We start from the raw sequence: 20,665 nt of genomic DNA on the forward strand, positions 1-20,665 counted from the left end.
AAAGATTGCCCCGAAGACCGGCCTAGCCTCACGAACATGCAGGGCCGCTGCCGGGCCAGCTATCCACAGCTTATCCAGATGAATAGTCCCTCAAACCCGGCCAACTCCGCAAATTAACCGCGTCCCCAGGTAATCTCCCGGTCTTGAATGGCGGTGACATATTCAAAGCCAAGATCACCCGGATACAGCACCTGCTGGCTTTCATGGGTATAGCGCCACGTCCGCGCCACGGTCAGGTCAATCAACCGGCTTTCATAGCTGATGGTAATCGTGCAGCTGTCAGCATCATCCTTGATTTCTGGTACATCAAGACGGCCCGAGAAGGCCTGCACCGGATCGGCGATAATCTGGCCTGTTTCAGACAAAAGCCCGAGCCAGATCCGGCCCGGCAAACCTTGCCGCGCCTCTGCAATGGCCATTTGCACCAGATCGAGCGGTACGCCAGACAACGAGACCGCCGTGCCACCCGCCACGACCTCGCCGGTTTCATCAAGAGAACCGATGCCTAGAAGCGACCCCGCGCCAGCCCAACTCTCGTCGTTCCAGCCGGTCTCGCCCAGCCCCGACCAAATCCGCACCCAGCCTGTGGCGAATTGGCCCTCGAAGAAGATCACCGGGCGAAGGTGTTGCTCTGCCAGTGCCGCAGCAAAAGCGCCGGTTACATCTCGGCTCATGTCAAATGTCCTCGCAGTTCAAAGCGCCTCTCGGGCTGAGATCGTAAACCGATGCTGATCCGCCCGGCCAATGACCGTCGGCACCGGCGCCGTTAGCCGAAGAAGAACGGATGGGGCATTCAGGCCGATCGTCGTGCCGAGCTGAACGGTACTGCGCAGGGATGGTACAAACGCCAGCTCCGCCTCGCTGCCAACCGGCGTCACATCCGCCGTCAGTTGATAAAGCCGCGTCGTGGCCTCGGACCCTAGCTGAAAGAAATCCCCTGCGCGCAGACCAAGTCCCCGGCCTGCGGTGCGCAGGCTCAAAGCATCCGCCGCCTGCGTCTCGGTAACATAAGGATTACCCACCCCGACCAGCACTTCAATCGTTGGGTCAGGAAACAAAAACCGCCCCCGCAAACCGCCCAAAGCGGCAAAGAACGCAGACAGGCTGCGGCCATTGGCACCTTGCGTTACCGCCATCTCAATCTGGTACTCCCACCATGATGCGCCCCAGTCTTGGATTTGCGACGTGCCGGTAAAGGGTGAGCGTGCCTCGGCCACGGAGGTAACCAGACGCCGTTCAAGTGCGGACACCAGCACCAGTGGCAACACTGCAATTGTCATATCGCCTGACCCCGTCGCCGCCCATCCGCGACGCTTTGCTTGGCGATGCGCGCGATTTCAGGAAGTGCCGCGCGCAGGCGGGCCTCAATCTGTTCGGCCACGCCAATTTGTGCGCCGCGCGCGTCAATTGAGATCGACATGTTTGGTGCCGCCCCGCCTGCGCCATAGCCCGCTGCCTGCCTGCGGCTTAACACCCGCTCGCCGCGCTGCAAGATTGCGGGCACCTCATCGGGTTTCAGACCCGCCCAGCCTCCAGCATGCATGCGCGGTGCTGCGGCAAAGGCCAGCGCTGGAACCCTGCGGCTGGTTCCGCCAGTCCCGACCATGCCGCCTGCATGCAAAACCGAGCCAAATATATCCCCACCGCCAAACGCCCCCGACAGCGCACTGGCAATGGGTCCCAAAACTGCGCGCTTGAACGCCAGCGTTGCCAGATCAGCGAGGATTGAAGACACCAAGGACTTGAAGTCGAACTTGCCGGTGGTGATAAATTGCTTGAACGCAGTTTCAGCCGATTGAAAGCCGCTGACCAAAGTGCTGCCAAGGCCCTTGCCCCAGTCCATCGCCTGCTTGGAATAGTCCGCCAAGGATTGTGAGACGGCCGCCCAGCCGGTTTTGGCCACTTCGGCGGCGCTCTTGACCGCCCCACCTGCAGAGTTTGCCGCGCTTGTTGCACCGTCCAGCGCCTCCGCAACGCCTGAGGCCGATGCCTGTGCCTCATCAAGCGCATCAGCCCCCGCAGCAGCACTGCCGCTTACGGCATCTTTGAGCGCCTGCCAACTTGCAAGCGGCGCTGTGGCCCCTGCGGCCAGATCAGTCGCTGCCTGGCGGTAGCTGTTCGCAGTCGCAAGCGCGTCAGTGGCAAGGCCGCTCAGACCAAGATCAGGGGCGGTCAGGGGGTTTTTGGCAAAGGCGCGCTGGAACGCTTCTGCCGCCACCGTGCCCGCCTCGGCCGAGGCCCCCGCAAAGGGGTTTGTAATATCACCAAGACTGATTTCGCCAATCTGGCCAAAGGTGGTCTCAATCCCTACGGCTGCCAGCGCATCCCGGATCTTGCCGGTAAAAGCATCAATCCGCCCGAGGGCTCCGTTCAGCATTGCCTCAATGCCGTCGAGCATGCGGTTGGCCGCTGTGAACACCAGATCGCCAATCACGCCAGGCAGGCGCGACCAGATTGCCTTCACGGCCAGAAGAGCGCCTTCAAAGGTGTTGGCTGTCGCATTACCAAACCCCACCACGCTTTCAATTGCGGACGCCATGCCCATGGCCGCATCCGCTTTCAGATCGTAGAACATCGCGGTGGCCGCGGCCCCAGCTGAGCTCGCGGCCATTCTAATGCGGCTCCAGACCTCGACCGCGACGTCGTTCAAAAGCCCCATCGCGGCGCCAAAGCCGCCAGCACCTGTAACAAGCCGGGTGAACCAATAGACCAACTCACCAGCGCCCACGATCAGCGCGCCAATGCCGGTGCGGATCAGCGCGCCCCGCAAAATGACAAGGGCTGTGGCAAGCCCGCGCACCGACAGCGCCGCTATCGCCATTGCGGCAACCAGCGTCCCGCAAGGAAGGCCGCAAAGGTTGCCGCATAAGCACCAAGCCTGCCAAGGTTGTCAAAGACACCCGCAATCGCTTGGCCCAGCGGTCCCGTGGTTTTGGATACCGCCGCCAGTGCATTGGCCACCGCCTCAAGGCCCGGGGCCGCAGCCACTGCCAGCTGGTTTGACACACCCCGCCAGATCAGTCCGAGGCGCGACAGCGCATCATTGGTGCGCTCAATCTGGTCTGCGTCCTGCTCGGAGACAACAATGCCAAAATCATTCACGTCAGCGGTGGCTTGGCGCAGCGTGGCGGTATCAATGCGCGTAAACACCAAAGCTGCGCGGTCGCCAAAGAGCTGTGACGCAACCGCCGCGCGCTCGGCCTCGGGCACAAACTCCGCCAGCCGGTCCTGGATCAAGGCAATGCGCTGATCAAGCGGCAGGCTTTGCAGCGCGCTGACAGACAGACCAAGGCGGTCAAGCGCTTGGACGGCAGGGCCAGCACCTGCCGCTGCCTGGCTTAGGCGCCTTGTCAGCTGCACCGTGGCCTGCTCGACATTGCCCATCGAGACGCCAGAGAGATCAGCGGCCCGGTCCAGCACTTGCAGACTTTCCACCGTGGTGCCCAGAGATTGCGCCATTTTGGCCTGCGCATCGACGGTTTGCAGGCCAGAGCGGATCATGGCCACTCCCGCCACCACTGTGGCCGCAGCCATAACGCCCGCGGCAAGGGCCGCCCGGCGCGATAAGGCCGCAAGCCGCGCATTGGCCAGATCCATCTCCCGGCTCAGCCTACCAAAGCCGCGGCTGCCCGCATCGCCCACACCTTCCAGCTCGGCGCGCACTTGCCGTCCGCCGCTGGCCGAGAGGCGCACAGAGACCCGTTTTTCGGTCATAGCCCTTGTTCCATTCTCTCGTTAAGTTTCTGAACCATCACCGCCTCTACAGCCGGTAGCATCTCGGCCACAGCCAGCGGCGAAAGCCCAAGCGCAGAGGCCAGCGCAAAGGCTGCCGCCATGTCCCAGCCAATCACCGCATTGCCTGACGGCCCTTGCGCCAGCCGCAGCTGGCCGCCCAAGCGCTGCACCAGGTCCCAAACCTGCCAGCCTTCATACGTCTGCGGTGCGTTTACGCGGCTGGGGCAGTCGAGGCAGTCTTGCTGGCAGGCGGCGCAATAGGCGTCACCCCCGCCGAAGGACCACTCGGCAAGGGCGCAAAGCCGTTTTTTTCCGCATCGATCAACAGACCTTTGGCGACGTATTGGGTCTGGAACGCCTCGAACACCGGCCAAAGATCCAGCAGGGCATCAATGGCAGCCTCAGAAGGTGGAAGATGCACACCGCTCGCATCGCCCACCCCCTCCCATTCGAGAATGGCCAAGCGGGCCAGCGCTTTGGCAAAGGCCACGGCGCGTTCATCATCACTGGCACCAGTGGCAAGGCCTTGGATCGCAGGGTCCGCGCGCGCGGCCACCATCAGCGAGGTGGTCAGCGGGCGCAGCTGCAAACGCAGGCCTGCGATGAGATCAAGCCACTTCGGCCCGTTGGAAAGGTTAAGTTCTATCATGCATAGCTCGCGACTGAGTTGGTGAGGACAATGGTGCAAAGCCGTGCAGGCGTCGTCCCCTTCGCCGCCTGCCAATCAAACGAGGCTTGAATGCCCTGCGGCCCTTGGATCTCGATCCGGGGCCGGGGCAGATAGACCGCATGGGCCGTAAAGCTGAGGCTGGCACTGGCCCCAAGGCTGTAGCTGAACTCCAACTCGCAAGGCGCGCCATCAATGGCTTGGGTCACCAGCGCGCTGTCAGCAAAGCGCACATCAATCTTGCCCGTCAAAGCCGCCATCGCCGGATCCGCCCCATCGATCTTGCCATCTGCTCGGATGGTCTCCACCCGCTCAAGGTTGTTGGCATAGGTAATCTCTGCCGAGACCACATGGCCAAGGGCTGTGCCATTGCGCTTGATGGAGCCGTTAAAGTGGCCAAAACGCTGCAGCGCGATTGCGTTCGGCGTACCCGCACCTGATGCGGTGGCAATCGTCTCGCCCTGCGCGATGATCTTGGCCGTCGCTGTCAACAGCCCCGAGCGCTGCATGGTCCAGCTCAGCTGATCCAACATGCAGCCCGAATACATCGCATAGCGCGGTACCTCCGGCATGCCGGTTTCCACCGAGAAGCTCGGCAGTGCCCAAGACCCTGAGGTGAAGGTGTGCGTTTTGGGCGTGGTGCCGCTGGTAACGGGCGCGCCAAAGGCGGCCTTGAGCCAAAACCCGAACGCCTCGATATCAATCGGCACCGAGACATCACCGTCCGCCGTCACCGCATCTTTGATCGGGGCCAGCGGATCGCGACCATAACCCAAGAGGTCCGAGGCCAGCAGCGGTTGCTCAGCCCCAAGCGAGGTGCTGGCAAAGGGCATCAGCTTGAACCCCGTGGTCGGGGCGGTGCCATAAATAGTCTCAAACGCCAGCGCCATCTGCGCCCGCGCGCCTTGCGCACGTGCCATGGGGGTCTCCTCATTATTGTGGGGTGTCAGGCCAGTGGGCCGGTGGTGGTGTAATGCAGGACGATGGTGATCACCGCCGCCTTCAGGCTCGCAGCGCCCTCGACGGGCAGATCCACCGGGCGCGGCGCTTCCGCTTCAATCCAATCGCAGAGGCCACCAAGCGTGTGATCGCCAGAGATCACAGCGCCAATCTGGCCGCAGCGCGTGGCAAAAGCAGCATCTCGGGCCACGCCCTGCACGATGACCTCCAGCTCCGCGCGATGTTGGAAGTGATATAAAAGCGGCGACAGCGTCACCGCTGGATCGCCCGGATCACCGTCGCGCAGGATCAAAAGGCCAGCTGCTGGCACGCGTTCAGGCAGGACCTCGCCGCGCAGAACCGGCACGAACGGGATCAGCCGCAAGAGATCCGCAAGAGCGGTCAGGATGGTTTCGCGTGTCATCAGACTTTGCCCTCAACCCAGTTCGCTACAATCAACCCTGGCACGCGGTCCACGGCCCGCTCTGCATCGCGCGCCAGATCAAGGCGTTTCGCCAGCTTTACCTGTGGCACCAACAAAAAGATCGGCATGGTTGCGACGCCGCGCCCGGTCTTTGACTTTGACGCGACACCCAACCCACGGCTGTTCAGCCGCCCTTCAGCCACCAGCAAACTGGGTCCCCGCCTGCGATAGACAAACTGCAACTTCAGACCTTGCCTGCGTTCCCATTCCCCGGGTGTGATGCGCCCACCACGGGCTGACTTGCCCGCGGCCGCTGTCGGGATCGCCAGCCAAAACCCGTCCTTGGACCGGATCAGCGGACCGGTGTCATGCGCGCGGAGGATCACCGGCGCTTGCGACCACACCAAGGCGGCCGCACTCAGGCTGTCACCAGATTTGGGATAGCTGGCGAGCCGGATTGAGTTGCCAAGTCGCCGCCCAAGCCCGGCCCCGGTGATCTGAGCGCGCCAAGCGGTCTTCAGCCCCGTTCCAGCCTCATACATGGCGGTTGAGACTGCCTTTTCGCCTGCCTTGATCTCGGCCGCCATCGCCGCGATCAGATCAGGCGCAAGATCGAGCTTGATCTTCATGCGGGGCTCAGTTCCAAGGTCCAGATCAGTTTTTCCCGATCGCGGCGAGGTTCACCTTGGATCAGGAATGTCTCATCCCCGATCAGGATTTGCTCTTGCGGATGCAGGGTGGGGATATCGGCCACGCGCAGATCAATGCGCGTTGTTTCCGACCAAAGCCGCGCGGACCCGAACTCGGTGATCTCATCGGGTCGTCGCAGGATGCCCCGCGCACGGGTAAAGCGCCCCTCCCCGTCTCGGTGCCAGATTTCCACCGACATATTGGGATCAGCAAACAGCGCACCGATAGCATGCGTGTTTCGCTTGATGGTGGGCATCGATTTCACGGGATCATGGGCAGTCATTTCGCGTGAAGCTGGGCACTGATTTCGCGGGATCGCGGGCAGGTCTGGTCGGCAAATTGAGGATAGTTGCGCCTTCAGGAATGAAGGGGTGGCTTGATGCCGACAGGACGATTGAACATGCGCCGGATACGAGATGTTTTGCGATTGAAGCTTGGGCAAGGCCTGAGCGAGCGGTCCATTGCCGCTTCCCTCGGTCTGAGCAAGGGGAGCGTCGGAAGCTACACCCAACGGGCGCGTCATGCCGGGCTCACGTGGCCCTTGCCGGAGGGGATCGATGACGACAGCCTTGAACTTCTTTTGTTTCCAGCCCCGCCCACGGTGCCGGACGCGGAGCGGCTTGTGCCCGACTGGGCGGAGATTGACCGCGAGTTGCGCCGCCCTGGGGTGACGCGGATGCTGCTCTGGGAAGAATACCGTGCCGCGCACCCCGGGGGTTTTGCCTATACTTGGTTTTGCACGCATTACGAGGCTTGGAAGGGTCGGGTGCGCCCGACGATGCGCCAGACACATGTGGGCGGCGAGAAGGTGTTCGTTGACTTTGCCGGCGACACCATCGACGTGATCGACCCCACGACCGGCGAAGCGCGGGCCATGAAGCTGTTCGTGGCGGCAATGGGGGCATCGAATCACACCTATGCCGAGGCGGTGGCATCGGAGGGGTTGGAAGATTGGATCCTCGCGCATATCCGGATGTTCGCCTTTCTGGGCGGCGTGCCAAAGGCGGTGGTTCCGGACAATCTGAAGTCCGCCGTGATCAAGGCAGACCGGTTTGATCCGGGGCTGAACCGGACCTATGCCGAGATGGCGGCGCATTATGGCACCGCCGTTCTGCCCGCCCGGCCGCGCAAACCCCGGGACAAGGCGAAGGTGGAAGTGGCTGTCCAAGTGGCACAACGCTGGATTCTGGCGCGGCTGCGGAACCACCGGTTCTTCTCATTGGCCGAGTTGAACGTGGCGATCCGGCGGCTGCTGGACGAGTTGAACATGCGCGTGATGCGCGGCTATGGCGCCAGCCGCGCCGATCTGTTTGCCACTTTGGATCGGCCCAATCTTCAGCCCCTACCGCCCGAACCTTATGTCTTCGCCCGCTGGAAGCGCGCCCGCGTGGCACCCGACTATCACGTTGAGGTCGACAGCTCATGGTATTCCGTGCCCTTCGCGCTGATCAAACAAGAGGTCGATGTTCGCACAAGCGGCCAGACGGTCGAGATATTCCATCGTGGTCAGAGGGTTGCGAGCCACGTGCGCACCCCGGGGCGGCGCAGCCATGTCACCGTGGCCGACCATATGCCATCGGCCCATCGTCGCTTTGCCGAATGGACCCCGGCCAGAATGCTGGCGCAGGCAACCAAGACCGGCCCCGCCGTCGCCGCCTTTTGCGAGATGGTGATGGCTGACCGCCCCCATCCTGAACAGGGGTTCCGCACCTGCCTGGGTGTGCTGGCCTTGGTCAAAACCTATGGGCCGGAGCGCGTTGATGCGGCCTGCCAGCGGGGTGTGACCATCCGGGCCCGCACCGTCACCTCCATTCGTTCGATCCTCAAGACCGGCCTCGATCGCGCCTTCCTGGAAGGCTCCGAAGAGGTCGCCCCCCTCCAGCACGCCAACATTCGTGGCGGCAGCTATTACCATTGAGAAAGGACTAAAATGCTGACCCATCCCACCCACGACCGACTGTTGGCGCTCGGCCTGACCGGCATTGCATCGGCGCTCGAAGAACAACGCAGGTCAACCGCCTTCGACGCCCTCTCGTTCGAAGAGCGTCTCGGCCTGCTGGTCGACCGCGAGGCTGCAGAGCGCGACACCAAGAAACTGGCCTCCCGGCTCAAGTTTGCGGCTCTGCGCCAAGATGCCAGCGTCGAGGATCTGGACCTGCGCAGCCCACGTGGTCTTGACCGCAGTGTCATGGCGCATCTTGCCGATGGCGGCTGGATCGCCCGGCACGAGAACCTGCTGATAACCGGGCCGACCGGTTTGGGCAAAAGCTGGATCGCCTGCGCCCTTGGCCACAAGGCGTGCCGGGATGGGCGGCCCGTCCTCTATCAACGTGCGCCGCGCATGTTCGAGGCCCTTGCTCTGGCCCGTGGCGATGGCCGCCATGAACGCATCCTCAAAACCATCGCCCGCATGGATGTGCTGATCATTGACGATTGGGGCCTCGCCGTCCTCACCGCCCCGGAGCGCCGTGACCTGCTGGAAATCCTCGAAGACCGCCACGGCCGCGCTTCCACCATCGTCACAAGCCAACTCCCCGTTGACCAGTGGCACGAAGCCATCGGCGACCCAACGCTCGCAGATGCCATCCTCGACCGCCTCGTTCACAACGCACACCGCCTCACCCTCTCAGGTGAAAGCCTGCGCAGGCGCTCCGCCGTCACAAAAAAGCTTGACCAAATCGTTCAAGCCTGACTCCATGAAAGCGTCGGCCAGCCTGCCCACGATCCCGTGAAATGACTGCCCAGAATGGCGCGAAACGCGTGCCCACGATCGCGCGAAATCAGCGCCCATTCTCCGCGAAATCCGCAGATAGCAGCAGCAAAGGCCGTCATCAGGTTCGCCGTGCTGAGCGCAGCACCTGCGGGCGGGTGCAGATCGGCAGCGGGTTCGACTCAATCTCCAAGCGCACCCATTCGTCGCGATCCCGGTCAGGGATCATCCGCGCGTAGAGTGGCTGGCCCAGCGTGTTGACCGTCTCGAAGGTGTCAGCGGGGGCGTAGTAAATCTCAAACAGCCCGTCGACGCCTTCAGGATAAAAATAGGCCTTGTCAGTCGGCACGCCAAATCCAAGGCCGCCGCGGTAGCGGTGGAAGCTGATACCGCCAAAGCTGACCGCTTCACCGACGCGGCCCCGCAGATCAGCTGCGGCCGCCGTGTTCAGATAGGTCTCGCGCACTTCCTTATGGGCGACCAGATCAGCAAAGAAGCCCGAACCGCATTCAGCGCGAAGTTGTACCTGGCCAGCGGCGAGGCCGCCAAGACTGTCCTCAACACTTTCGATCAGGGCTTGGCAGCGTTTGCGCAGCGCCCCCGAGCCGGGGGTGGCATTGTCGAGGTCAAAATCCACTTCCGCCGCAGGCGCGATGCCAAACTCGGTGTAGTAGTTGATCACGGTCACACCGTCCTTGGGGTCTTTCACCACCCCTTGAATCCCGTTGAAGAGATGGAACTCAAAGGTGGCCTCAGCGTCATTCCTGAGCCGCCCCATCTTGCGCGCCACCTCTGCTTGCACCTGTTGAGTTGCGGTTTCCGAGCCAAAGTCACGGATGCCCTGGATCTCTGAGGCCCAGAGCACATCCTGCTTTTTAAACTGTCGGCAGACAAAGGCCCGCATGTCGCGCCGCGCGGGAACCTGTTGTTCGTAAGCCGAGCCGCGCTCCGAGAACGGGATCAACGACAGCGTGCCATTGCGGCTCTCAATCATAATCGTACGCGCCCGCACACCGCGCGCGCCAAACAGGTTTGCCCCCGAGAGGATCGCAGGTTTGAAGGGGATGTTTTCGAGCGCGCGGGTCAACTCGATGATGCTGAAGGCGTCGCCTTCAAAGATGTCCATGGTGGCCATGAGCCGACCTCCTATTCAGGTGGGGATGATGGGTCTGCGCCGATCGCTCAGCGCAAAATGATGCCAAGGGCTGCCAATGCCGTGATGGCAGCGTTGATCTGCGCCTCAGTGGCGCCCTCGGGCAGGATGATCTCAGCGCGGTTCACGATGGCAGGGCCGCGCAAGATCACCACGCTGGCCGTGTCGGCGTCCGTTGCATCGATCGCAGCCCAGAGAATGCCAGCCGCGTTTTGGCTGCCATTTGTAGCTGCGGGTGCGAGGCCGGTGTATTTACCACCCGTGGTGATTTTGCCGAGCACTGTGCCGGGAGCAAGTTTGCCCGCGCCAGAGGCGATGGTGGTGGTTTCACGGGTATAATCGCGCAGCACTTCCCAAACGAGGAAGCCGCCCGAGTGTGGGCCTTCGGTGAGCGTGGTCATGCAAATTTATCCTTTCAACTTGAAGGTGCGGGCGATCACATCGCCCCAAGGATGGGTGGAACTTGCCAAGCCCGGTTGGGCATGGGCGCTGCTGATATCAGGATCGGTATCTGCCTTGGCGGCCAGAAGGGCTGCGCGAATGCAATCAAGACCTCTGTCCTCTTCCAAGAACCGTCCCGCCATTTGCGGCTGACCGGCGAGGCGGCACAGATCAATCACAGAGCGCGCATGCGCGATGGCCTCTGCGCGGATGGCGCTGGCGTCGGCAGCAGTGTTGGCAACTCCAACAGTGCTTCGTCCCTCAGAGGGGGGAGCTGGTTCTGGACCCAGATCAAAAGTCTTGTCAGCCGCAAGAGTTTCTGGATCCGGCGCGGGTTCCGCGTCTGGACCTGCTTCAAGGTCAGCCTCGGCAGCTTCGACGCTCTTATTGGGGTCCGTAACGGTGGAACCGGACTCACGCGACAGCGGATCGCTGATCTGAATACCGTCGTGACTATCAACAGTTTCACCCACCCCAATCTCTGCCGCCTCGACGGCCTCGACAAGCACTGGCGGTGCATTACGGAAGCGCCCGATGTCGAAGCTGGCGGCAATACGGACTGGCTCTGCCATCCGCGTGGCCAGCCCCAGATCCAATGCGTCCTGCGCATCGAACCATGTCTCTGCAGCCATCAGGGCTGCAATCTCCGTCTCAGGCTTGCCAGATTTGCCGGCATAACCCCGGGTCATGCTCCCCGCAATCTTGTCCAGCGTGTCAGCCATCCCTCGCATCTCAGTGGCTGTGCCCATGACAAGGCCGGAGGGATCATGGATCATCATGAAAGCATTCTCCGGCATGACGATCTCGTCACCGGCCATTGCAATGTAGCTGGCAGCCGAAGCCGCAATCCCGTCGATCCAGACGGTGATCTCGCCGGCATGACGCTTCAGCGCATTGTAGATCGCCACCGCGTCGAAGACTGAACCGCCCGGGCTGTTGATCCGCAAGGCCAGAGGCGTGGTATCCGGCAGCGCGCCCAGCTCCGCCAAAAACCCCTTGGCCGAGACGCCATAGGCTCCGATTTCGTCGTAGATCAGCACCTCCGCGCCCATCGCTTGGGCTTGGGTTTGGGCTTGGGCCCGGATCGTGTACCAGCTGTTCATGATGTTACTCCTGTTGTGTGGCGGGATCGGACGCCGTTGCGCCATCGTCCCCGTCATTGCCGCTGTCATCACCATTGCCATTGCCCGGGTCAGGACGGGTGGCGGGCGTGGCCCGCGCGCCCTGCGTCTCGCCAGGGCTGGTGCGGTACTGCAGGCCCAGTGCTTTCACGCGCGCCGCGTCGGCTGCGTTTTCGCGGTCGATTTCCTCGACGTCGTAGCCCGTCGCCTCAACAACCTTGCGGCGTGAGACAATCCCGGCCTCCATCGCCAGAACCTGCGCCTGGATGTCCTTCAGCGGATCGACCCAATCCCAGCGTGGCGGGATCCAGTTCACGGCGCGGTACCGCGCAGGCGCGCCCGCAAAGCCTGGCAAGTCCAAGGCGCCCGACAGCACCGCCGTTTCCAACCAGCGTGCCCAAACCCTGCGGCAAAGCTGATGCGCGACAACACCGTGCTGCAGCTGTTCAACCCTTCGGCGGAATTCGACCAACTCTGCGCGCAGGCTGGAATAGTTCGCTTGGCGCACGTCACCCGTGACCAGATGGTAGGGCAGACCGAGCGAGGCTGAGACCGACAGCAGTGTCCGGTATTGAAACGCCTCGTAGCCGCCACCGACATCGGCGGGGCTGGAGAATTTGACGTCTTCGCCCGGAAGCAGCACCTGCAGCGTACCGGGTTCCAGACTGACGGTGGCACCACTGTCATCGGTCGCCTCAATCTCACCCATAAGCTGCTCTTCTGGTGCTGTCTTGGTGATGAAACCTGCAAACATCGCAGCCGTTTTCTTGCGATCCAGTTCGGCGTCATCATATTGGTCGAGCAAAAACAGCCGCACCATGGCAGGCGCCATATGCGGCAACCCCCGGATTTGCCCCGCGTCAATGGGGCGGTAGATGTGCAGAACATCCTCGGCTGGCACCCGGGTCGTCAGCGGCACTGGCATGGTCTGGTCCGTGCTGTCGCCGGGGTGACGGCGCCGGAAGTGATACGCCACACGCCGTCCGATCAGGTCAAACTCAATCCCGCAACGGATTGGGTTGCCGTTGGCGGCGGTCTCTGTCTTCTCGAAGGGAAGCATCTCAGACTGCAATAGCTGCAGCTGGATCGGCACCAACAGGCCATCCTCGGACCGGCGCGGGCGCATCCGCACAAAGCATTCGCCAGCAACGAACATCTCGCGCGCCACCATCGCTTGCAACCCGTAGAAGTCGGTCAGACCGTCAGCATCCGCCTCATCGGTCCAGGCAAGCCAGAGCCGCTGCACCTGATCACGCAAGGCCGGATCATCAATCAGCGACGACGGCTTGATCCCGTCGCCCACCAGGTTCGATGCAAAAGCCTCGCAGGCATTTGCCGCATAGCCATTGGTCACCACCAACTCGCGCGACCGCGCCAGCAGACGCGAGCCGCCCGAGGCGACCAGCGAGTTGATATTCTCCAAGGGCGGTTGCCAGCCCCGCAAGCGTCGCTGCGACATTGCCCCTTCCAGTCTCGCTCGCAAGTCTTTTGGACCGCCAGTTCCCCGGCGGCGAAAGCCATCAAACCAGCCCATGCGTTACAGCCCTTTGCTGGTGATCACGCGCACTTGGCGGATAATCTTGCGCCCCTCGGCCGCTGCGATCTCGCGGTCCAGCACCTCGATGGCCCGGTCGATTTCGGCGATGCTGCGGTAATCCACGGTCTTGCCGTCGTAACTGACCCGCGCCACGCCTGAGGAACGCTGCGCCGAGAGGGCGTCACGGCGGGTTTTAAGGTCGGTAATTGTCGTCATATGAATTGACCCTTGGGTGAAAAGTGTTTCAGTTGATGGGCCTGCCCTCCATTGAAAGCAAACCCATGACCCCCTCCGAAATCATGCGCGACCTCGCGCGGGACGACATTTTCCCAAAGGCCGCGATGGCCGCTGCAGGCGAGCAACGCGAAGCAATAACGCCGATCTTCCTCGAACTGGTTGCGCGGCTCGGACGCCAACACGTGTCCGCCATGCGCGGCGCTGATCTGATGGCACTAATCCCGGTCTTCTATCTGCTAGGCGAATGGCGGGTCACGCATGCCTATCGCCCTTTGCTTCACATGCTGCGCCGCCCGACAAAAACCATCGATCACACCCTGGGCGATGCGGTGACGGAAGTCAGTTTTCGCGTCATCGCGGGCACCTTCGATGGCGATCTGCAGCCCTTGTTCGAGGCAATTCTTGATCTGCAAGCCGACGATTTCGCGCGCAGCTCCCTGATGAGCGCCCTTGTCCTGATCGCACACATCCATCCTGATCAGCGCCCCGCGATCGAGGATTTCAACCGGACCTTCCGGACGCGCCACCCCAAGGCATCGACTGATGTGCTGATGGGGTGGACCGAAACCATTGCCGATCTTGGTCTTGATGACATGACTGAAGCAGTTCGTGAACTTTTCGACAAAGGCCTGATCCCCAAGGATTACTGCGACTTCTCGCATTTTCTGGAAGATTTGCAGGCGACGCGTGATGCGAACGGTGCACCAGGCAACCCCCGTTATGGCGAGGGACTGATCACCGATTCCATCGCTGAACTGTCGAAATGGCACTGCTACACAGATGCATTCTTCGAGCAGCAAAAGGTGCGCAAGGTCAGTAACGACCTGCGCGTGGCTCCTTGGACCGAGTTCTTAAAGAACCCTGCACCTTCCGTTGGCCGCAACGACCCATGTCTCTGCGGCAGCGGCAAGAAGTTCAAGAAATGCTGTCTGCAATGAAGCAGCATCAGACTCGGGTCGATCACCGCATGTAATTCGACGTCACGGTCCTGCGCCGCGCCGGACTGCGCACCGCACGGATGGATCCTGCTGCGGCTTTGTCTTGTGAAGCATCATCCTTGTCGTCCCCTACCACCTGCGCCTCCAGATCCACCCAGCGCGCCTCTGGCCAGCGATCCGCTCCGATAATCCAGGCAGCCGCGCGGGCGTAGACCCGGCAATCCAGCGCCTCGTTGCGCTCGCGCAGCTTTTGCCATTCAAGCCGGGCAAAGCCGCGTTTGGTGCGCACCGTGACCAGTTCCTCGGCCACCAACTGCTTGAGCCATTCGCTGTCCACCCAATCGGGCAGATGCACCGTGCCGGGCGGGAACGTTACGCCCTCGGCCAATTCTTCCTTAGTCGGGCGCGGCAGACCGAGATGGCGGTAGGTTTCCGCCTTGAAGGTGGACACCGCCACGGTCCAAAGCCGAGCACCCCGGCGCAGGCGTTTGCCCGCGTCGGTCACATCGACATAAGTCGGGCCCGACACCGGGCTAGAACGGTTGAACCCTTCGACGCCTTTGACCGGTGCGACCTGCGCCACCCCTTGCCGCCGCGACCAGGAATAGACGGCTGGAGCCTCATAGCCGGTGTCGATGGCGAGCTTGGCCAGCCGGAGCTGCGCGCCGTTTTGATGGATCCACGTCCGGTCAAGAAGCTTTGTCAGCTCGGCCCACGCGCCCTGATGGTCGGGACCACCCTCGATCACGATGTGGTCGACCAGCCAGCTTGTGCCGCCCCGGCCCCAGGCCCAGACGTCAACCTCGATCCGGTCTTTCTGCACATCGGCCCCGGCGGTCAGGAACAGCCCGCCCGCAGGCACGATGCCCGGCTTCCATGTTTCACGGCGATCATAGAGCCGCGACCAGTCCGGCGCTTCGCCGGTTTCCACCCATGTTTCGCCAAGGATCGTGTTCTTGAAGGCCCGGATCGCCTCGTCTGAGCCTTGTGCTGCCTCCCATGCCCGCACGATCCGCTCCCAGCTCAGCCAGCCGATCGGCGAATACAGCGCCGAGAGATGATAGCCGACGGTGCCGGGATCGGCGGCGACAGCAGTTGCCCGCCATTCGCCCGCTTCCAACAGTGCCGTCTTGTGATGTTCGGCGATGGCGCGGTCGCAGCCCTCGCAATGGTATGCCGCCGCCTCGGGTCGCCCCTTTTCCCAGCGCAGCCGCTCGAACGTCAGCCACTGGAACTGGCTGCAATGCGGGCACGGCACAAAAAACCGGCGCTGATCACTGGTCTTATATTCCCGTTCGATCCGGCTCAGCCCCCGGATCGTCGGGGTCGAGACCAAGAAGATCTTGCGCCGGTGTGCGAAGGTCAGTGACCGCGCCTCGGCCAGACTGACCGGGTCGCCTTCCTCGTCGGCCGAGGCGGGATAGGCGTCGACCTCGTCCAGAAAGATGTAGCGCGCCGGGGTGGACCGCAGGCCGACCGCCGAGTTCGCCCCGGTCATGATCAGGATGCCGCCCGCGAATTCCTTCGACAGCATCGTGTTGCCTGCATCACGCGAGCGCGCTGGTTTGACCCGTTCGCGCAGCTCCGGGCTTTCCTCGATCAGCGGATCTATCCGTTGGCGCGAGTTGCGCTTGGCCAGTTCCACAGTTGGCTGCACCGCAAGCATCGGCCCCGGTGCCTGGTGGATGGCAAACCCGATCCAGTTGTTCCCGGCTTCAGTCGCGCCGACCTGTGCGGCCTTCATGAACACGATCCGCTGGACAGCGGAACTCGGCGACAGCGCATCCATGATCTCACGCATATACGGCGTGCGCGATGTGCGATAGCGCCCCGGCTCGGCGCTGGCACGCGACCCCAGCATCCGGTGCGCATCGGCCCATTGCGACACCGTCAGATCAGCATCGGGCTGGAGGCCCCGGCCCCAGCTGCGCAGCAGTTGATCAGAACCATCAAATCTATCGTTCTCAGCGAAGGTCGATGCGGACCTCGGCGAGGCTTTCGAGTTGGGCACGGACATGGGCTTCCAGCACCTTCTGCATCATGACGGGCTCCAGACTTCCCTGATCCGCGATCATCACCCCCAGTTCCGACGCCATCAGCGCCGCCGCCCGCGCGGGCCAAGTCACCCAGGCGTCGCGTTCTTCCCGCGCCAGCCGGAAGACCAGCCCCACCGCGCGGTCGCGGTCGATCAACTCGCCCTTCAGCTTCGCCAGCTTCAGCTTGCGCTCCTGCGCCTTAAGCACCTCGTTGGCGGTCTTTGCCTGCAGGAAGGTTGTGCCGCCGCCAGTGACTGGGGCGGGCAACCCTTCCTCGCGCAATGTCTCACCCACGGTCGACACCGCGGTGTCGGGGACCGGCTTTAGTTTGGGTGCGGGTGCATTTCTTGCCTCACCACGTTGCTTGGCGGGGTCCGTCATTGCAGCGCGCCGCACATCGGACGCGGCCGCATCAATCGACCCATCCGTGTGATGAACCAGCCGCCCCCCCTCCTTGGCCTTCTGGATAGCGCCCCGCGACAGGCCAACATGGGCGGCATACTGGCGCTCGCTCATCCCCTGCATCGCACGCCCTTTGCCGTTCATAAAGCAATGATATTGCTTTGAAATGAGTTGATTACACCCTGCGATGGAGCGATTCTTAGATCAGGAAATCAATCCTGATCGGAGACCAAATCATGACCGCAATAACAACCATCCGCATAGACCACGCAGCGATTCCCGCACACTTCGACCGCTCGCGCCCGAACGCCGTCGCCGAGACCATCGAGGCCGCGCTGCGCGAAGACGGGATCACCGCCGAAGCCTCGGACGTGATCTCGCATCTCAAGATTGAGCTGCCGACCACCCAGCTTGCCGCCGCCAGCGCTGTGCTGGCCAGCTTGCACCTGATCTGAGGGAGAGCAGAAACATGAGCACACGCGCGCAAATCGCCATCCAAATCGGTCCCGACGCTTGGGCCCATGTTTATTGCCATTATGATGGCTACCCCAGCCACATGCTGCCCGCACTGGCGCGCTGGACGCCCGCGGACATCCTCGCCGCCAAAGAAATCCGGCAGGTGCGCGCTGACGCGCTGGACTGTTTTGATCCACCGCGCGAACCACAAATCCTGCCGCATCCGACCTGCGAGCTGTGCCACCTTTATCTCTGGCAGGACGGTGGCTGGGTAGATGCCACCGACCGCGCCAAGGGATCGGAAAGCAATGTTATTGCTGTGAATTGACTACGATAATCAACCCATCAGAGCGATGATTGTCTCAGGAAAACGATGCAACTCGCTCAAGGAGCAACCCCCTATGACCCGCCGCGCCACCGATAACACCAAAGCCCTCGCCGCCTTCCTCGCCACCAAAGGCGAGATCGACGCGATGCTCAAACGCCTGACAGCCCTCAGCGCGGACCATTTTGACGCCCACCCCGACAAGATCAACTGGGGCCATGTCGGAAGCCTGAACAACTACGCCAGCTTGCTGCGACAGATCAGCGACGGTGCGTTCCGCGAGGGCGAACACACCGAGTGACCCTTCGGCAATCGCGCCAGCCCCGCCGTGCGGGGCTTGGCCTCGTAGAAGGGCCCGCATCCCGCGCGCCCCGATACGGAGACGACAGTGACCCAGCTTACCGACACCCAAACCCTGATCCTGAGCGCCGCCGCAGGGCGGTCCGAACACATCGCCCTGCCACTGCCCGACAGTCTGCGCGGCGGTGCTGCCGCCAAGGTGGTCGGCGCGATGATCGCCAAGGGCTTGATCAAAGAAGTCGATGCCAACATGCGCAAGGGCGAGCCCGTCTGGCGCGAGACCGGCGATGGCCACGGCGTCACGCTGGTCGCCACCGATGCAGGGCTCTCCGCCATCGGCATCGAACAGGTGGACGCAAACATCGCGCCTGCAAGCGCGATGAACGCGACAACCAACACGCCTGCGCCGGACACCCCCGCCAAGACCGAGACCGCGCCCAAAGCGCACACGCCGCGTACAGGCACAAAGCAGGCCGCACTAATTGACATGCTGCGCTCGCCGGACGGCGCGACCATCGACGAGATCGCCACTGCCCTGCAGTGGGCGCCGCACACTGCTAGGGGTGTCATGTCCGGCGCGCTCAAGAAAAAGCTTGGCCTGAACATCACCTCCAAGAAAGAAGACCAGCGTGGAAGGGTATATCGGTTATCTTAAACAGCGTTCTATCAACGTTCCTCGCCGAGCTGGGAAATAGCAGAGTGCAAACGCGACGCATTCCGTGGGTTGGACAGCAGATATTTTTTGTCTCCACGGAATCTGCGAAGCCAAAGCCCAAGTTGGCGCGCAACAACCGCACCGAGGATAGCGCCGATCCCGTCTGCCACGAGGTCAGCCCATTCGGCCTGCCGACCAAAGAAGGGTTGGATCAGTTCAATGGCGCCGCCGTAGGCAATAACACCCACCACGACCCAGATCGTCAGTCGCGGCCGCACAAGCGGCAGAGGGAACGCGAGGCAGGCAAAGGCCAAAATATGATAGAGCTTGTCAGACCCCGAGGGGCCGCCCGAGGGCATAGGCGCGAGCGTCAGCACGGCAATGATCAGCGCCAAGACGATCGTCACCGCGCTGCAAATAGCTATCCGTCTCAGTTTCTTCTGCCCTTGCGTCACACATCGCTCCTGTCGGTGAATGTCTACCAGCGCAACATTCCCATGGAGTGTCAATGCCGTAGCCCGGTCAGGAATCCATTTTGGCGTCAACCGGCGGGGCTTCGCCGGATTTCAGGTCATCAAAACTCTGCCCACTGCTTTCCAACACCGCGGTCTCACCGGTGAACTGTTGCCACCGCTCTACGGCGACATCGACATACGCCGGGTTCAATTCGATCCCGAAGGACACGCGCCCTGTCGTTTCCGCCGCGATCAGCGTCGTGCCCGATCCCATGAAGGGCTCGTAGACGGCTTGCCCGGGGCTCGAGTTGTTCAGGATGGGCCGGCGCATACATTCGACCGGCTTTTGCGTCCCGTGAACTGTTTCGGCATCCTGATCCTTGTTTGCGATCTGCCACAGCGTTGTCTGCTTGCGGTCACCCGCCCAATGGCCCTTGCCGGTCTTTTTCACCGCATAGAGGCATGGCTCGTGCTGCCAGTGGTAATCGCCACGGCTCAGCACCAGACGATCTTTTGCCCAGATGATCTGCGACCGGATATTGAAGCCTGAGGCGATCAGGCTGTCGGCGACCGTGGTCGCGTGCAGCGCCCCGTGCCAGACATAGGCGACGTCGCCGGGGAACAACGCCCAGGCCTCGCGCCAATCAGCCCGGTCATCGTTCAGCACCTTGCCGATGCGTTTGGTCGCGGCGGCTCCCGCCTTGTTGCGCCAACCGGGATCGTATTGCACACCGTAGGGTGGATCAGTCACCATCAGCAGCGGCAGGACGCCATTCAGAACGTGCGCCACATCGGTGGCAACCGTCGCATCACCGCAGAGAAGCCGATGCTTGCCAAGCAACCACAGATCGCCGGGTCGGCTGATCGGGGTTTCAGGCGGTTCGGGAACATCATCCTCGCTTTCGCGGGAGGCGGTTTCAGGATCGACCTCTCCGGCCAACAGCGCCTCGAGTTCAGCGTCGTCGAACCCGATCAAGGACAGGTCGAAATCCTCGGCCAGCAGGTCGTTCAGTTCCGCCGACAGCAGCGCCTCATCCCATGCCCCGAGTTCGGTCAACTTGTTGTCCGCGATCCGGTAGGCTCGACGCTGGGCCTCGGTCAGATGGCCCAGCACGATCACCGGCGCTTCAGTCAGCCCGAGTTGCGTTGCCGCCAGAACCCGGCCGTGTCCCGCGATCAGTTCGCCGTCCTCAGCCACAAGGCAGGGCACGGTCCAGCCGAACTCGGCCATGCTGGCGGCGATCTTAGCAACCTGATCCGCGCCATGCAGCTTCGCGTTCTTCGCGTAGGGCTGCAATTGACTGATCGGCCGCATTTCGATGCGGTCTGGAGCAAAGGCGAGGGTCATGAGTTGCGTCCTGTTGCAGGATTGGCTGGCTTCCGGGGTGGACTCCGGATGCGGAATCCATGGTGGATTCCACTGGCTTCAAGCTGGACTCCGGAG

At 62.4% G+C, this 20,665-nt stretch carries 26 protein-coding genes; 7 read left to right on the forward strand and 19 right to left on the reverse strand.

The genetic code is table 11. The features are described 5' to 3' along the window. Positions 1-113 precede the first annotated feature (113 nt). From RNZ50_01900 to RNZ50_01945, 10 genes are all read right to left on the reverse strand, one after another. Positions 114-674: a hypothetical protein gene (locus tag RNZ50_01900; GenBank protein ID MDT8853803.1), complete on the reverse strand. Its 561-nt coding sequence runs from the start codon at positions 672-674 to the stop codon at positions 114-116. 18 nt (positions 675-692) lie between these two features. Further along, on the reverse strand, positions 693-1,280 hold the full coding sequence (locus tag RNZ50_01905; GenBank protein ID MDT8853804.1) for a hypothetical protein: 588 nt from the start codon (positions 1,278-1,280) through the stop codon (positions 693-695). Continuing rightward, complete coding sequence (locus RNZ50_01910; GenBank protein MDT8853805.1) at positions 1,277-2,821, reverse strand: phage tail tape measure C-terminal domain-containing protein; 1,545 nt, start codon at positions 2,819-2,821, stop codon at positions 1,277-1,279. The genes RNZ50_01905 and RNZ50_01910 overlap by 4 nt, the downstream gene beginning before the upstream one ends. Beyond that, complete coding sequence (locus RNZ50_01915; GenBank protein ID MDT8853806.1) at positions 2,812-3,507, reverse strand: hypothetical protein; 696 nt, start codon at positions 3,505-3,507, stop codon at positions 2,812-2,814. Before RNZ50_01915 ends, RNZ50_01910 begins: the two co-directional genes overlap by 10 nt. A 203-nt stretch (positions 3,508-3,710) precedes the next feature. After that, positions 3,711-3,905: a hypothetical protein gene (locus RNZ50_01920; protein ID MDT8853807.1), complete on the reverse strand. Its 195-nt coding sequence runs from the start codon at positions 3,903-3,905 to the stop codon at positions 3,711-3,713. Between the two features lie 41 nt (positions 3,906-3,946). Beyond that, the gene (locus RNZ50_01925) at positions 3,947-4,384 is read right to left on the reverse strand and encodes a hypothetical protein (protein ID MDT8853808.1); all 438 of its coding nucleotides are present in this window, start codon (positions 4,382-4,384) and stop codon (positions 3,947-3,949) included. Then, complete coding sequence (locus tag RNZ50_01930; GenBank protein ID MDT8853809.1) at positions 4,381-5,322, reverse strand: phage tail tube protein; 942 nt, start codon at positions 5,320-5,322, stop codon at positions 4,381-4,383. The genes RNZ50_01925 and RNZ50_01930 overlap by 4 nt, the downstream gene beginning before the upstream one ends. Positions 5,323-5,348: 26 nt before the next feature. Beyond that, entirely contained in the window at positions 5,349-5,765 is a 417-nt protein-coding gene (locus RNZ50_01935; GenBank protein MDT8853810.1) for an acyl-CoA transferase, read from the reverse strand. Next, complete coding sequence (locus tag RNZ50_01940; protein ID MDT8853811.1) at positions 5,765-6,394, reverse strand: DUF6441 family protein; 630 nt, start codon at positions 6,392-6,394, stop codon at positions 5,765-5,767. The genes RNZ50_01935 and RNZ50_01940 overlap by 1 nt, the downstream gene beginning before the upstream one ends. Further along, complete coding sequence (locus RNZ50_01945; protein MDT8853812.1) at positions 6,391-6,738, reverse strand: hypothetical protein; 348 nt, start codon at positions 6,736-6,738, stop codon at positions 6,391-6,393. Before RNZ50_01945 ends, RNZ50_01940 begins: the two co-directional genes overlap by 4 nt. Positions 6,739-6,834: 96 nt before the next feature. Between RNZ50_01945 and istA the strand changes: the two genes are divergently transcribed. Together istA and istB are read left to right on the forward strand one after the other, a co-directional pair. Continuing rightward, a complete protein-coding gene (istA, locus tag RNZ50_01950; protein MDT8853813.1) occupies positions 6,835-8,373 on the forward strand; it encodes an IS21 family transposase in 1,539 nt (512 codons plus the stop codon). Positions 8,374-8,385: 12 nt separating this feature from the next. Continuing rightward, entirely contained in the window at positions 8,386-9,147 is a 762-nt protein-coding gene (gene istB, locus RNZ50_01955) for an IS21-like element helper ATPase IstB (GenBank protein ID MDT8853814.1), read from the forward strand. 139 nt (positions 9,148-9,286) lie between these two features. Here the strand turns inward: istB and RNZ50_01960 are convergent, their stop codons facing one another. The 5 genes from RNZ50_01960 to RNZ50_01980 form a co-directional block, all read right to left on the reverse strand. Continuing rightward, positions 9,287-10,300, reverse strand: coding sequence for a major capsid protein (locus RNZ50_01960; GenBank protein ID MDT8853815.1), 1,014 nt, complete (start codon positions 10,298-10,300; stop codon positions 9,287-9,289). 47 nt (positions 10,301-10,347) lie between these two features. Further along, positions 10,348-10,719 carry a head decoration protein gene (locus RNZ50_01965; protein MDT8853816.1) on the reverse strand — a complete coding sequence of 124 codons (372 nt, stop codon included), beginning with the start codon at positions 10,717-10,719 and terminating at the stop codon, positions 10,348-10,350. Between the two features lie 6 nt (positions 10,720-10,725). After that, positions 10,726-11,862 carry an ATP-dependent Clp protease proteolytic subunit gene (locus RNZ50_01970; GenBank protein MDT8853817.1) on the reverse strand — a complete coding sequence of 379 codons (1,137 nt, stop codon included), beginning with the start codon at positions 11,860-11,862 and terminating at the stop codon, positions 10,726-10,728. A 4-nt stretch (positions 11,863-11,866) separates the two neighbouring features. After that, on the reverse strand, positions 11,867-13,339 hold the full coding sequence (locus RNZ50_01975) for a phage portal protein (protein MDT8853818.1): 1,473 nt from the start codon (positions 13,337-13,339) through the stop codon (positions 11,867-11,869). A 78-nt stretch (positions 13,340-13,417) separates the two neighbouring features. Beyond that, positions 13,418-13,633, reverse strand: coding sequence for a hypothetical protein (locus tag RNZ50_01980; protein ID MDT8853819.1), 216 nt, complete (start codon positions 13,631-13,633; stop codon positions 13,418-13,420). Between the two features lie 65 nt (positions 13,634-13,698). On the opposite strand from RNZ50_01980, the gene RNZ50_01985 reads away from it, so the two are divergent. After that, positions 13,699-14,592, forward strand: coding sequence for a DUF1186 domain-containing protein (locus RNZ50_01985; protein ID MDT8853820.1), 894 nt, complete (start codon positions 13,699-13,701; stop codon positions 14,590-14,592). A 22-nt stretch (positions 14,593-14,614) separates the two neighbouring features. Here the strand turns inward: RNZ50_01985 and RNZ50_01990 are convergent, their stop codons facing one another. After that, the gene (locus RNZ50_01990) at positions 14,615-16,609 is read right to left on the reverse strand and encodes a phage terminase large subunit family protein (protein MDT8853821.1); all 1,995 of its coding nucleotides are present in this window, start codon (positions 16,607-16,609) and stop codon (positions 14,615-14,617) included. Then, positions 16,557-17,153 (reverse strand): hypothetical protein, encoded by a 597-nt coding sequence (locus RNZ50_01995; GenBank protein ID MDT8853822.1) that lies wholly within the window; start codon positions 17,151-17,153, stop codon positions 16,557-16,559. The genes RNZ50_01990 and RNZ50_01995 overlap by 53 nt, the downstream gene beginning before the upstream one ends. A gap of 113 nt (positions 17,154-17,266) precedes the next feature. Here RNZ50_01995 and RNZ50_02000 point away from each other — a divergent pair, with 113 nt between their 5' ends. From RNZ50_02000 to RNZ50_02015, 4 genes are all read left to right on the forward strand, one after another. After that, complete coding sequence (locus tag RNZ50_02000; protein MDT8853823.1) at positions 17,267-17,485, forward strand: hypothetical protein; 219 nt, start codon at positions 17,267-17,269, stop codon at positions 17,483-17,485. A 14-nt stretch (positions 17,486-17,499) separates the two neighbouring features. Beyond that, entirely contained in the window at positions 17,500-17,814 is a 315-nt protein-coding gene (locus RNZ50_02005; protein MDT8853824.1) for a hypothetical protein, read from the forward strand. A gap of 73 nt (positions 17,815-17,887) precedes the next feature. After that, positions 17,888-18,112: a hypothetical protein gene (locus RNZ50_02010; protein ID MDT8853825.1), complete on the forward strand. Its 225-nt coding sequence runs from the start codon at positions 17,888-17,890 to the stop codon at positions 18,110-18,112. An 87-nt stretch (positions 18,113-18,199) separates the two neighbouring features. Continuing rightward, entirely contained in the window at positions 18,200-18,766 is a 567-nt protein-coding gene (locus tag RNZ50_02015; protein MDT8853826.1) for a DUF3489 domain-containing protein, read from the forward strand. 11 nt (positions 18,767-18,777) lie between these two features. Here the strand turns inward: RNZ50_02015 and RNZ50_02020 are convergent, their stop codons facing one another. Next, positions 18,778-19,221: a VanZ family protein gene (locus RNZ50_02020; GenBank protein ID MDT8853827.1), complete on the reverse strand. Its 444-nt coding sequence runs from the start codon at positions 19,219-19,221 to the stop codon at positions 18,778-18,780. 67 nt (positions 19,222-19,288) lie between these two features. Then, positions 19,289-20,569, reverse strand: a complete 1,281-nt coding sequence (locus RNZ50_02025; GenBank protein ID MDT8853828.1) for a site-specific DNA-methyltransferase — start codon at positions 20,567-20,569, stop codon at positions 19,289-19,291. Between the last annotated feature and the right edge of the window lie 96 nt (positions 20,570-20,665).

The sequence above is a fragment of the Paracoccaceae bacterium Fryx2 genome (genome assembly GCA_032334235.1).
Lineage (GTDB): Bacteria > Pseudomonadota > Alphaproteobacteria > Rhodobacterales > Rhodobacteraceae > JAVSGI01.

Coding starts and splice junctions, on each gene's coding strand:
- RNZ50_01925 (MDT8853808.1), bottom strand. CDS start 4,384: ATGATAGAACTTAACCTTTCCAACGGGCCGAAGTGGCTTGATCTCATC.
- RNZ50_01970 (MDT8853817.1), bottom strand. CDS start 11,862: ATGAACAGCTGGTACACGATCCGGGCCCAAGCCCAAACCCAAGCCCAA.
- RNZ50_01900 (MDT8853803.1), bottom strand. CDS start 674: ATGAGCCGAGATGTAACCGGCGCTTTTGCTGCGGCACTGGCAGAGCAA.
- RNZ50_01965 (MDT8853816.1), bottom strand. CDS start 10,719: ATGACCACGCTCACCGAAGGCCCACACTCGGGCGGCTTCCTCGTTTGG.
- RNZ50_01905 (MDT8853804.1), bottom strand. CDS start 1,280: ATGACAATTGCAGTGTTGCCACTGGTGCTGGTGTCCGCACTTGAACGG.
- istB (MDT8853814.1), top strand. CDS start 8,386: ATGCTGACCCATCCCACCCACGACCGACTGTTGGCGCTCGGCCTGACC.
- RNZ50_02000 (MDT8853823.1), top strand. CDS start 17,267: ATGACCGCAATAACAACCATCCGCATAGACCACGCAGCGATTCCCGCA.
- RNZ50_01910 (MDT8853805.1), bottom strand. CDS start 2,821: ATGGCGATAGCGGCGCTGTCGGTGCGCGGGCTTGCCACAGCCCTTGTC.
- RNZ50_02010 (MDT8853825.1), top strand. CDS start 17,888: ATGACCCGCCGCGCCACCGATAACACCAAAGCCCTCGCCGCCTTCCTC.
- RNZ50_01980 (MDT8853819.1), bottom strand. CDS start 13,633: ATGACGACAATTACCGACCTTAAAACCCGCCGTGACGCCCTCTCGGCG.
- RNZ50_01995 (MDT8853822.1), bottom strand. CDS start 17,153: ATGCAGGGGATGAGCGAGCGCCAGTATGCCGCCCATGTTGGCCTGTCG.
- RNZ50_01935 (MDT8853810.1), bottom strand. CDS start 5,765: ATGACACGCGAAACCATCCTGACCGCTCTTGCGGATCTCTTGCGGCTG.
- RNZ50_01960 (MDT8853815.1), bottom strand. CDS start 10,300: ATGGCCACCATGGACATCTTTGAAGGCGACGCCTTCAGCATCATCGAG.
- RNZ50_01930 (MDT8853809.1), bottom strand. CDS start 5,322: ATGGCACGTGCGCAAGGCGCGCGGGCGCAGATGGCGCTGGCGTTTGAG.
- RNZ50_02005 (MDT8853824.1), top strand. CDS start 17,500: ATGAGCACACGCGCGCAAATCGCCATCCAAATCGGTCCCGACGCTTGG.
- RNZ50_01990 (MDT8853821.1), bottom strand. CDS start 16,609: ATGTCCGTGCCCAACTCGAAAGCCTCGCCGAGGTCCGCATCGACCTTC.
- RNZ50_01985 (MDT8853820.1), top strand. CDS start 13,699: ATGACCCCCTCCGAAATCATGCGCGACCTCGCGCGGGACGACATTTTC.
- RNZ50_01945 (MDT8853812.1), bottom strand. CDS start 6,738: ATGACTGCCCATGATCCCGTGAAATCGATGCCCACCATCAAGCGAAAC.
- RNZ50_02025 (MDT8853828.1), bottom strand. CDS start 20,569: ATGACCCTCGCCTTTGCTCCAGACCGCATCGAAATGCGGCCGATCAGT.
- RNZ50_01975 (MDT8853818.1), bottom strand. CDS start 13,339: ATGTCGCAGCGACGCTTGCGGGGCTGGCAACCGCCCTTGGAGAATATC.
- istA (MDT8853813.1), top strand. CDS start 6,835: ATGCCGACAGGACGATTGAACATGCGCCGGATACGAGATGTTTTGCGA.
- RNZ50_01940 (MDT8853811.1), bottom strand. CDS start 6,394: ATGAAGATCAAGCTCGATCTTGCGCCTGATCTGATCGCGGCGATGGCG.